The organism is Paenibacillus sp. P4_A9 (assembly GCF_056402415.1).
In genome coordinates this window covers 19352-29437 of sequence record NZ_JBFUHL010000055.1, presented here as the reverse complement: position 1 = coordinate 29437, position 10086 = coordinate 19352, and the positions used below count along the sequence as shown (strand labels likewise).

At 44.5% G+C, this 10086-nt stretch carries 9 protein-coding genes and 1 pseudogene; 7 read left to right on the top strand and 3 right to left on the bottom strand.

Features of this window, described 5'->3' with window-relative positions; translation table 11 throughout:
* The coding region (locus AC1DVJ_RS24580) for a polysaccharide deacetylase family protein (RefSeq protein WP_477594298.1) at window positions 1-529 on the top strand (529 nt) is incomplete at its 5' end.
* Between the two features lie 141 nt (window positions 530-670).
* Entirely contained in the window at window positions 671-2155 is a 1485-nt protein-coding gene (locus tag AC1DVJ_RS24575; protein WP_477594296.1) for a sensor histidine kinase, read from the top strand.
* Window positions 2156-2334: 179 nt separating this feature from the next.
* On the opposite strand, the gene mreB is transcribed toward AC1DVJ_RS24575, so the two are convergent.
* Window positions 2335-3387, bottom strand: coding sequence for a rod shape-determining protein MreB (gene mreB, locus AC1DVJ_RS24570; protein ID WP_477594294.1), 1053 nt, complete (start codon window positions 3385-3387; stop codon window positions 2335-2337).
* 212 nt (window positions 3388-3599) lie between these two features.
* Between mreB and AC1DVJ_RS24565 the strand changes: the two genes are divergently transcribed.
* The 4 genes and pseudogenes from AC1DVJ_RS24565 to AC1DVJ_RS24550 all read left to right on the top strand — a co-directional run bounded on the left by AC1DVJ_RS24565 (window position 3600) and on the right by AC1DVJ_RS24550 (window position 5732).
* Window positions 3600-4598 carry a glycoside hydrolase family 43 protein gene (locus AC1DVJ_RS24565; protein ID WP_477594292.1) on the top strand — a complete coding sequence of 333 codons (999 nt, stop codon included), beginning with the start codon at window positions 3600-3602 and terminating at the stop codon, window positions 4596-4598.
* A 33-nt stretch (window positions 4599-4631) separates the two neighbouring features.
* Window positions 4632-4934 carry a Dabb family protein gene (locus AC1DVJ_RS24560; RefSeq protein ID WP_477594290.1) on the top strand — a complete coding sequence of 101 codons (303 nt, stop codon included), beginning with the start codon at window positions 4632-4634 and terminating at the stop codon, window positions 4932-4934.
* 35 nt (window positions 4935-4969) lie between these two features.
* Window positions 4970-5455, top strand: a pseudogene (locus AC1DVJ_RS24555) (NAD(P)-dependent oxidoreductase); the annotation flags it as partial.
* 103 nt (window positions 5456-5558) lie between these two features.
* Complete coding sequence (locus tag AC1DVJ_RS24550; RefSeq protein ID WP_477594288.1) at window positions 5559-5732, top strand: hypothetical protein; 174 nt, start codon at window positions 5559-5561, stop codon at window positions 5730-5732.
* 66 nt (window positions 5733-5798) lie between these two features.
* Here AC1DVJ_RS24550 and AC1DVJ_RS24545 read toward each other — a convergent pair whose 3' ends face one another.
* A complete protein-coding gene (locus tag AC1DVJ_RS24545; RefSeq protein WP_477594302.1) occupies window positions 5799-7601 on the bottom strand; it encodes an ABC transporter ATP-binding protein in 1803 nt (600 codons plus the stop codon).
* Window positions 7602-7632: 31 nt separating this feature from the next.
* Entirely contained in the window at window positions 7633-9381 is a 1749-nt protein-coding gene (locus AC1DVJ_RS24540; protein ID WP_477594286.1) for an ABC transporter ATP-binding protein, read from the bottom strand.
* A gap of 216 nt (window positions 9382-9597) precedes the next feature.
* On the opposite strand from AC1DVJ_RS24540, the gene AC1DVJ_RS24535 reads away from it, so the two are divergent.
* Window positions 9598-10002 carry a hypothetical protein gene (locus tag AC1DVJ_RS24535; RefSeq protein ID WP_477594284.1) on the top strand — a complete coding sequence of 135 codons (405 nt, stop codon included), beginning with the start codon at window positions 9598-9600 and terminating at the stop codon, window positions 10000-10002.
* The last annotated feature ends 84 nt before the right edge of the window (window positions 10003-10086 follow it).

The window sequence follows — 10086 nt, the reverse complement described above, 5'->3', positions numbered from 1 at the left end:
AGCCTATCCTTTGCTTAAGCAGATGGGCTATCCAGCGACGAATTTTCTTATCGTGAGCGATATTGACTCCGATAATCCTTCTTTGCCATTTCTGACCTGGACTCAAATTCTTGAAATGAAACGCGATGGCTATAGCTTTTACTCGCATACCTATGATCTTCATCAGAAAAAGCGGGATGAGGCAGGGAATTTAGTTCCTCCAATGACTAATCGGCTCTTCTTGCCTAAGGAGAAACGAACGGAAACAGAACAGGAGAGGAAGCAACGTGTAAGTGAAGATTTGATAGTAGGTGAGGCGTTTCTGAAGACCAAGCTTCACAATCAACTTTCATTCCTCTGTTTCCCATTAGGGGAATACAATCAATCGGTAGTTGAGGATGCGAGACAGCTTGGATTTTCTCTATTTTTCACAACTAGGGAAGGCATAAACTCAGGTAGCAGTGAGGAAATCTGCCGAATAAGTGCAGGGATGCCTTATGTGTCCTCGGATATTTTGCTTAAAAAAATGCTGGTTTATGATCAGAAGTAGTTCAAAACTGTAATAAGTCCTATTCCACGGGAATAGGAGATATGCTATAATTCACAAGTCGTGTAATATTTTTAACAACGACCAACTTTCATAAAACCTGGCTTACAACCATAATCCGTTGTAGGTCTTTTTTTCAAGAATATGCTAGATATCGCAATAACATCTCATGTATATAACGGAAATGCTCAACCAATTGTGATATCGAAAGTAGGTTCATTTATGAATTTTATACTTATGGCTGCCATGTCTTTAGTTCCTCTCTTTTTAGGAATGTCTTGTAAAATGTTATTTAAAACAAAACTCACGAACGCGATGTTAATTTTCATGATTTTTATGAGTATATGGCAATTGGATGTTAGTGTTTTATATAGCAACGATGTCATGAATACGGATTGGATATTCTTTCTGTTTAAGTTATTTCGGATTGGTTCGATCATGCTTCCCCCGGCTTTTCTGTATGTTGGATATGTAACTCTAAAATATCTAACCAAAGAAGAAGCGAAATGGATGAACAGGATCATAAACAAATACACGCTCAGCCTTTACGGGGCATGGTCCCTTTTCATTTATATGATTAATTGGACAGATTACGGTGTATTAGGTTTAAAGAATATTGACGGCTTCGGCAATCATATTACCGTGCTCTATCCGATCTATGGTGAATGGGGCAGCTTATTTGTTAACCACATAAAATTGTTGATCGTTAGTATTGTACTGACTCTTATTGCAAGTAGAAAAGTAACCGATAAATATGTAAGGAATTTCCTAACACTATTCAGCCTTACTTTCCTTTTAACGTATTTGATCGGGGTATTAAATTTACAGGCAGGCACATTCATTTATTCTAGCCAAATTGCGGTCATGATTTTTTCAATCATTATTTTCTTTATTTTTGTTCATATGAGCACAAGGATGATAAGAGAAACCTCTCAAATTTTAAAAAGAAAAGAAAAAGAAGAACAAATTGAGATATCAACCTCAGGATTAATACATGAAATGAATAACCCGTTAACCGTTGTAAAAGGGTATTCCGATCTATTAGCACGAAACGAGCAATTGGATCTAAAAGCCAAAGGGATGGTTAGTCATATTGAAATTGCCGGTGAACATATGAACAGCATTCTCTCCAATTATAACCATTTTATAAAAAGTGGAAAAATAGAGACAGAAGCAGCCAACATATTGGAAGTTATCCAAGAATCCATTGCTTTAACTTCAATAAAATCGCAAGAAAACAACGTAACAATAGAGTTGAAATCACATAAAAATATAAACGTGTCGATAGATCAAGATAAAGTCAGACAAGTTTTCATTAATCTAATCAATAACAGTATTGAAGCCATGGTGGGTAAAGATCTTAAAATTCTCAAAATTGAATACATAACCAAGGACAATGAAATCCATATCCTATTTACGGACACCGGATCAGGAATTCCCCAAGTTGAATGGGATCGCATTTTCACACCATTTCATACAACCAAAAAAACAGGCATGGGCCTAGGATTGTCGATTTCCCAACGGATCATCAATTCTCACGGCGGATATATTGAGATCATAAACAGTAACGCAGATGGCACAGAAATCAAAGTTATCATGCCGATATGGACCGGGACTTCAATGGAATGAATGCCCTGGCATGAATTCAAAAAAAAACGTAGTTTGTGGGCAAATGCCTCACATACTACGTTTTTTTTACCACAATAGAAAGTATAAGTTTTCGGTTCCCGAAAACGTCTTTCTATTTGGCGATAAAACCTACCTCTAAACGCGGTCGCTCTTCTTGAATGGCCTCGATAGAGGTTTTCTCACAGACTAACAGCCTCTTTTTCTTCATGCGACGTAGCCTCAAGTGTGTTGGGACTACTCTTCGATCTATACACACCGAGCATCATGCCTGTACCCAGCGCCGTGCATTCAAGTGGCTGATCCGCGATATGCACGGCAACCCCAGTTTCGGCGCGAATCCGTTCATCAATCCCTTCCAATAATGCGCCGCCTCCGCAAAGCAATATCCCTTGTTCCATGACATCGCCTGCAAGTTCGGGAGGACAAAGTTCTAACGTTGCCCGAATCGCTTCGATCAATTCACCTAAGAAATCATTGACCACCGTGTATATCTCACTCGAGACCAACMGGATCGATCGGGGTAAACCATCAACCAAATTGCGTCCCCGGATGTCAATCGTACGTTCATTCGATGTAGTAATGGCTGTTCCAATTTCTTTTTTAATAAGTTCGGCCGTTCGTTCCCCGATTTCCAGGTTATATTGTCGTTTCACATAATCCATAATGTCACGATCAATCGATAATCCTCCCCGGTTTATCGTATGACTCGCGACAATGCCCCCAAGAGACAAAACGGCTACTTGGCATGTGCCGCCACCGATATCGAGTACTAAGTGACCAATAGGTTCGTCAAGCATTAGTCCTGCACCGAGGGCAGCGGCAATTGGTTCCTCGACAGCGATCGCTTTTTTGGCCCCCTTGTGGACGATTGTTTCTTCAATTGCCCGTTTTTGGACATTCGTTATGCCGCAAGGTACCGTGATGTAAATCTGCGAGCTTCTTAGAAAAGAGGATCTTCCTTGGATTTTCTTAATAAAATATTTTAACATGATGCTTGTCTTGTCAAAATTAGCAATTACGCCATTAATTAAAGGATACGTGATATCCACATGTCCAGGAGCTCGGCCAATCATCGCTTGCGCTTCAGAGCCTGCGGCCAATAGCTCTCCAGTATGTTGATCGAATGCGACTACCGATGGTTCGTTTAGAACAATTCCTTTTCCTTTTTCGAAAATAACGGTATTAGATGTACCTAGGTCAATCCCAAATAACTTATCGAACTGTTTGAACATTACATATTTCCTCCTTAGATTGTAGTAAGGCATGGCTTGGAGGTGGCATTCACGTCTGTATAGTATTCTTGTTCGTTCGTGGATTTAAGGGGGCTTGTAACAAATTTCCAGTAAATAGACCAGGAGGAGGACTTACTTATGCAATCACGAATACCTAAATAACCCAATTAGGAAGGTGAACGTGCTTCATAATAAAAAGGAGTTGATTTCAGTTGCCAGTCTATAATGCAGCCAGCGATGTAAATAAACCACAAAAGGGACACCGACTAGCCGATATCCCCGCACACGACCCGTTCGTATTCGCCGACACCCGAACCGGTACTTATTACTTGTATACCGGAGGGTCACCTCGTCTGAACGGTATGGAACGTTACGGGGTCATCACTTATAAAAGCACGAATTTAACTGAGTGGGAAGGCCCCTTTGTTGTTTTCACCGTTCCTGATGGCGGATGGGCTGATCCGCAGCATGGCGCTTGGGCGCCTGAAGTCCATGAATATAAGGGGCGTTTCTATTTGTTCGTTACGTTACATAATAAGGACAGACAACTAGAAGGTGCGCCGATCAATGGGTATTCCAAACATTGGAGGGGCACCGTCATTTCCGTCAGCGATTCGCCGGAAGGACCGTTCAGCATGTTGAAAGAAGATACACACGTGCTGCCTGAAACGATGATGACATTAGACGGGACATTATATGTGGAAGAGGACGGGGTACCGTGGATGGTTTATTGTCATGAGTGGATTCAAACGATTGACGGTACAATCGAAGCCGTACGACTAACAGATGATTTAACCGAAGCGGTTGGAGAACCGATTCATCTGTTCAACGCTTCAGAAGCACCTTGGACAAACGAAGATGATCTCATCGACGGCGACCTTCGTGTTTACGTAACGGACGGATGCCAATTGTACAGAAATTCGGGCGGTCATCTGTGCATGCTTTGGTCGAGCTATCAGTCTGGCAGTTATGTGCAGACGATTGCGCGGTCAAAAACAGGCAAACTGGCGGGTCCATGGGAACAATTGCCCCCTTTGGTGAAAGAAGACAGTGGTCACGGAATGCTGTTCCGAACATGGGAAGGAACCTGGATGTTAATCCTCCATCAGCCGTTCAAAATGCCAGAATCGCGTTGCAAACTATACGAAATGGAAGACACGGGTGATAGCTTCAGAATTGTGAACGCGCGGGAAGATTTGCATGGAATCTAAATGAATCGGTCAATAAAAAGGAGCAATTTATCGATGTACGAACATCTCGTTGTTTTCAAGTTCAATACAAATATCACACTAGTCAAACAACAGGAATTGCTGGAACAATTGCTCACGTTTCGGGATCGAATCCCTGGAATCATTGACATAAGTGCAGGAATTAATGAAACAGAAGAAGCGGATAATATGCATGGATACACGCTCGGATTACGGGTAACCTTTGAAGATATTGAATCTTTGCGTTCATATGGTCCGCATCCCGTTCATCAGGAATTTGTTAAATCATTGGATGGTATTCTGGAAAATGTGATTGTTGTTGATTACCCAAAGGTATAAGCAACTAAGACGATTATGAAGGAGGTAAGCTTACTATGAAGCTCCGCTGTGCGATATTAGACGACTACCAACAAGTGGCTTTGACCTCCGCGGATTGGTCTCAGGTTATGGATAAGGTAGAGGTCAAAGTAATAGATCGACATATTGATGATCAGGAAGAGCTTCTCGAACAGATCGCCGACTGCGAAATTATCGTGATCATGCGAGAACGGACGCCTTTCCGCGCATCGCTGCTTGCCCAGCTACCTCGACTGAAGCTGCTAATTACCACAGGCATGCGCAATGCGTCGGTTGACATGACCGCAGCCGCATCGAAAGGTGTAATTGTTTGCGGTACGGGAGGAGCAGGGAATGCGACTGCTGAGCTCACATGGTCTTTGATCTTAGGGCTCGCACGCAACATTGTTTTTGAGCACAATGCAATTCGCAGTGGTCAATGGCAAAGCACGATTGGAACGGATTTGTACGGCAAGACACTTGGTGTACTAGGACTTGGCAAATTGGGCAGCAAGATTGCTAAATTCGGTCAGGCATTCGGTATGGATGTCATGGCATGGAGCCAGAATTTAACAAAAGAAAGAGCAGGCGTTACAGAACGGCTGGATTGCCGGCGCCGCGGTAGATGTGTTCGAAGTGGAGCCTTTACCCAAGGACGATATGTTCCGATCGCTTCCGAATCTTCTCACTACACCGCATATCGGCTATGTATCGAAAGCGAATTATGCGGCTTTTTATAAAGACGTGGTTGAGGACATTGAGGCCTATCTAGCTGGATCGCCAGTAAGAACACTTACATAATTTTCACGTATTCAATATAAACAGAAACCCCCAGCATGCCGGCCGGGGGTTTCTGTTTGTTTGCGATTATTCCGAAGAAATTTGGAGATTTTTAAATTGATTGGCAAACATCCGAGAATACGTGCCGTCTTGGTTCATTAACGAGCTGTGATTACCTTGCTCGGCGATCTCGCCGCGGTCAATAACCATAATGGTATCTGCATTCCGAATCGTATTGAGTCGATGCGCAATGATAAAGCTTGTGCGCCCCTTCATGATGGAGAGTAGGGCTTCCTGGATATGAAGTTCGGTACGTGTATCAATACTGCTCGTCGCCTCATCCAGAATGAGAATGGAAGGATCTGCCAAAATGACCCGTGCAATCGCAAGCAATTGACGCTGCCCTTGACTTAAATTACCACCGTTTTCGGAGAGCGGCGTATCGTAACGCTTAGGCAAGCGGCTGATGAAGGCGTCTGCATTCGCAAGCTTAGCTGCCGCAATAACTTCAGCGTCTGTCGCTTCTGGCTTGCCGTATTTGATATTCTCTATGATCGTACCTGAGAACAAATACGTATCCTGAAGGACGATCCCAAAGCTGCGGCGGAGACTATCGCGGGTATAGGATTTGATATCCTTTCCGTCAATCAAGATCGTACCGCTTGTTGCATCGTAGAATCGGGTCACCAGATTGACAATTGTCGTTTTTCCTGCACCTGTGGGACCAACGAGTGCGAGACTGCTGCCTGCCGGCGCCTCAAAGCTGACTTGCTTAATAATCGGCATATCCGACCTATATCCGAAGGTTACGTCTTGAAAAGTGACGTGCCCGATTGGTTTATGCAGCTCGACGGCACCAGGTTCATCTTCCACTTCCTCCGTTTCATCCATCACTTCAAAAGCACGTTCTGCCCCTGCTACACCAGACTGCAACACGTTATAGGTGTTTGCGATTTCATTCAATGGTCTCACAAATTGTCGTGAATAGCTCAGGAAGCTAGCAATGACGCCGACCGTGATGTGTCCTTTGACCGCCAGAACGCCGCCGACAATTGCAACAGCGGAAAAGCCGATATTATTGATAACACTGAGGAGCGGCATCAGAAAACCGGACCAGATTTGCGCCTTTAAACCAACGACGTACAAGCGATCGTTCACACGATTGAACTCATCGATCGTTTTCCGCTCTCGATTGAATGCTTTGACTACGAGAAGCCCGGAAATCGTTTCCTCAATATGTCCATTTAACTTGCCGAGCTGAGCTTGTTGTTCTTTGAAAAGCACGCTAGTACGCTTGGTAATCGTTCTTGCCAGCAAGAATACGAGCGGAACGGTAATGAGGCTCGCTAGTGTCAGAGTAGGGCTTAGGACCAACATCATCACTAAGGAACCGACGATCGCAATTGAGCCTGTCATTAGCTGCGTTGTCGATTGCGAGATCGAATTGCTCACGTTATCAATATCGTTCGACAATCGGCTCATGATTTCACCATGCGAACGTCCGTCAAAAAAAGCAAGCGGCAGCTTTTGCAGCTTCGCGAACAAGGTTTGGCGAAGTCGCTGCACGACACGCTGAGCAAGCCCTGCCATGATCCAGCTCTGCAGGAAGATAAGCCCGCCATCTGCGATGTACGTGGCAATCAGCACGATGATCACCACTTCAAGGACGCTATAGTCAACCTGACCACCTGCCATCGCGTCAATAGCTACACCAATAAGATAAGGGCCAGCCAACGTCAATGCGGAGTCTACGAGAATGAAGAGAAAAACGATTGTCAGCCATTTTCGATCAGAACCTATATAGGACCAGAGACGACGCAACGTGCCTGTAAAATTTTTAGGCTTCACGACCGGAGCTCGCCCGCCTCTAGCAAGTGGTCCCGTTATCATCGGGACGTCGGGGGCTTGTTGACGCGAGCCCTCATTCGGCTTTGACATGATGAGGCAGCTCCTTTCCGAATTGAGATTGACATATCTCCATATAGACTTGACAGCTATTCATTAACATTTCGTGCGTGCCAAAACCCACGATTTCACCATCGTCCATGACAACGATTTTATCCGCGTCCATGACAGAGGTAATGCGCTGCGCAATGATCAAACAGGTGACACCAGATGCGAATTCCTTGAGTGCTTTTTTAATATTCGTCTCGGTTGCCGTGTCCAGTGCGCTTGTACAATCATCAAGAATTAGAATGTCCGGCTTTCGTATCAGTGCACGGGCGATGGACAATCGTTGCTTTTGACCACCGGATAAGTTCACGCCTCGCTGACCAAGCCGGGTTTCATATCCTTCCGGGAATGCCTCAATGAAGCTATGTGCTTCTGCCATGTTCGCAGCTTCTATAATCTCATCTCGCGTTGCTTGTTCATGGCCCCAACGCAAATTCTCTTCAATCGTGCCGCTGAAAAGAATCGTGTTCTGCGGTACGATCGCTATGCGGTCTCGCAGCTTGTGCGGGTCCAGCTGACGGATGTCCACGCCATCCACGCTAATCGAACCAGAGCTTGTATCATAGAAACGGGGGATGAGATTCACGAGGCTGCTCTTACCTGAGCCGGTGGAGCCAATAATACCTATCGTTTCACCGGGAAGGCAAGTTAAATTGATATTTCTCAGAGCAGGCTCTCCAGCAGCCCCTTCGTAGGCAAACGTCACATTCACAAAGTCAATTCGGCCGCTAGGACGTTGAGCAGGGAGGACCGCCGTATCCGCCCACGTCATTTCATTAACTTGATTGAAAATTTCATTGATGCGATTGGCAGATGCTTTGGCCCGAACAAACATGTTGAACACCATTGAAATGGTCATCAACGCAAACAAAATTTGCGTCATGTAATTGACRAATGCAACGATATGCCCGACTTGCATTTGATTATGATTAACTCGCCACGCACCAAGCCAAAGGACGGCTACGATCCCAAAATTGACGGTTAATAGGATAGATGGGTTAAAAATAGCGAGTAGCCTCGTTACCTGAATGGAGTTGTTCTGGTATTCGGTATTGGCCTTCTGGAACTTATCTGCTTCATGGTCGAAGCGATTGAACGCTTTAACGACACGAACGCCAGATAAATATTCCCGCATGACCCTATTGACCCCGTCCAGCGCCTTCTGAACGCCAACGAACCGTGCAAAACCCACTTTCAAGTTCAATGCCACGAGCACACCAACGATCGGGACCACGATGAGCAGCACGACAGCCAAATTCATATTGAGCCGCACAGCCATGATCAGACTCCCGATACAGAGGAGGGGGGCTTTAATAAAAATGCGCATGAGACCATTTACAAAATTTTGAACCTGTGAGATATCACTCGTTAAACGCGTAATTAGCGATGCGCGTTCGAAACGCTCAATATTCGTGAATGAGAGCGATTGGATTTTTTCAAATAAATCACTTCTGAGCTCTGTGCCGAATTTCTGTGAAACATGGCTGGCTACAATATTTCGAAGCGATGCGGCAACAGCCCCGAACGCTGTGATAATCAGCATGACACCACCCATGCGAAGCACATAATCAAGCCTTTTCTCCGCAACGCCTACATCCAAAATGTGAGACATGATCGTCGGCTGCAGCAAGTCCGCAAGCGCTTCCATACTGACAAAAAAGACAGCAACCAGAAATAGCTTCCAGTGCTTCCTAACATACTTCTTCATAAAACCCATGGTTTACACTCCTTTTCCCTGTTCAACCTCTCATTTGAAGGATACGCCAATTTTGTTAAAGTGTCATCTATAAAAAAACCTCAGCCAATTGTAACAATACCTCATCGTATATGCATGCTGAAAATGTTAAAATAGTTTCAATGCAAAAGAGAATTAGTAAGTGAGTACAATTAGTAATGATTTAAAAACAAAGTATTAAGAGTGAGGAATGATTTAATGGATAGAAAGTCAGAATTGGATTGGATAGAACTTGAGTATTTCGGTCGGTATGGGGGAGGGCATTATAAACTTCAATTCGAGCCTCTTGGGATAATCGAATACAAGGGGGATTTAGTGGCTCTACAGGGCCATCACAAATGGAGTGTCCCTAAACGTGTGTTTAATAACTTAGCAAAGATTCTCCTTGATGGCGACTGGGAGAAGAAGCGTAACCCAGTTGAGGAGGATTCCGTAGTTTGCGATGGATCGGCCGAGACACTACGATGGTCCATTAAAGGGGACATACAGGAATATACCGTAGAGGTTGGCATCGGTCCTCCGAGTATTCTCAAAGTTATTGGACGGATTAGCGATTTGGTGAGTGAAGAAGCAAAGAATCATCCACCTGGAATTAGATTTTAACTGGTAGGAAATGATCTCTAATGATTGCAAAGGCTGCCCCGATGGGTAGCCTTTGCTCGTTGTGGCAGGATAGCGCAGCCTATC

Coding starts and splice junctions, on each gene's coding strand:
- AC1DVJ_RS24575 (WP_477594296.1), top strand. CDS start 671: ATGCTAGATATCGCAATAACATCTCATGTATATAACGGAAATGCTCAA.
- AC1DVJ_RS24560 (WP_477594290.1), top strand. CDS start 4,632: ATGTACGAACATCTCGTTGTTTTCAAGTTCAATACAAATATCACACTA.
- AC1DVJ_RS24545 (WP_477594302.1), bottom strand. CDS start 7,601: ATGATAACGGGACCACTTGCTAGAGGCGGGCGAGCTCCGGTCGTGAAG.
- AC1DVJ_RS24535 (WP_477594284.1), top strand. CDS start 9,598: ATGGATAGAAAGTCAGAATTGGATTGGATAGAACTTGAGTATTTCGGT.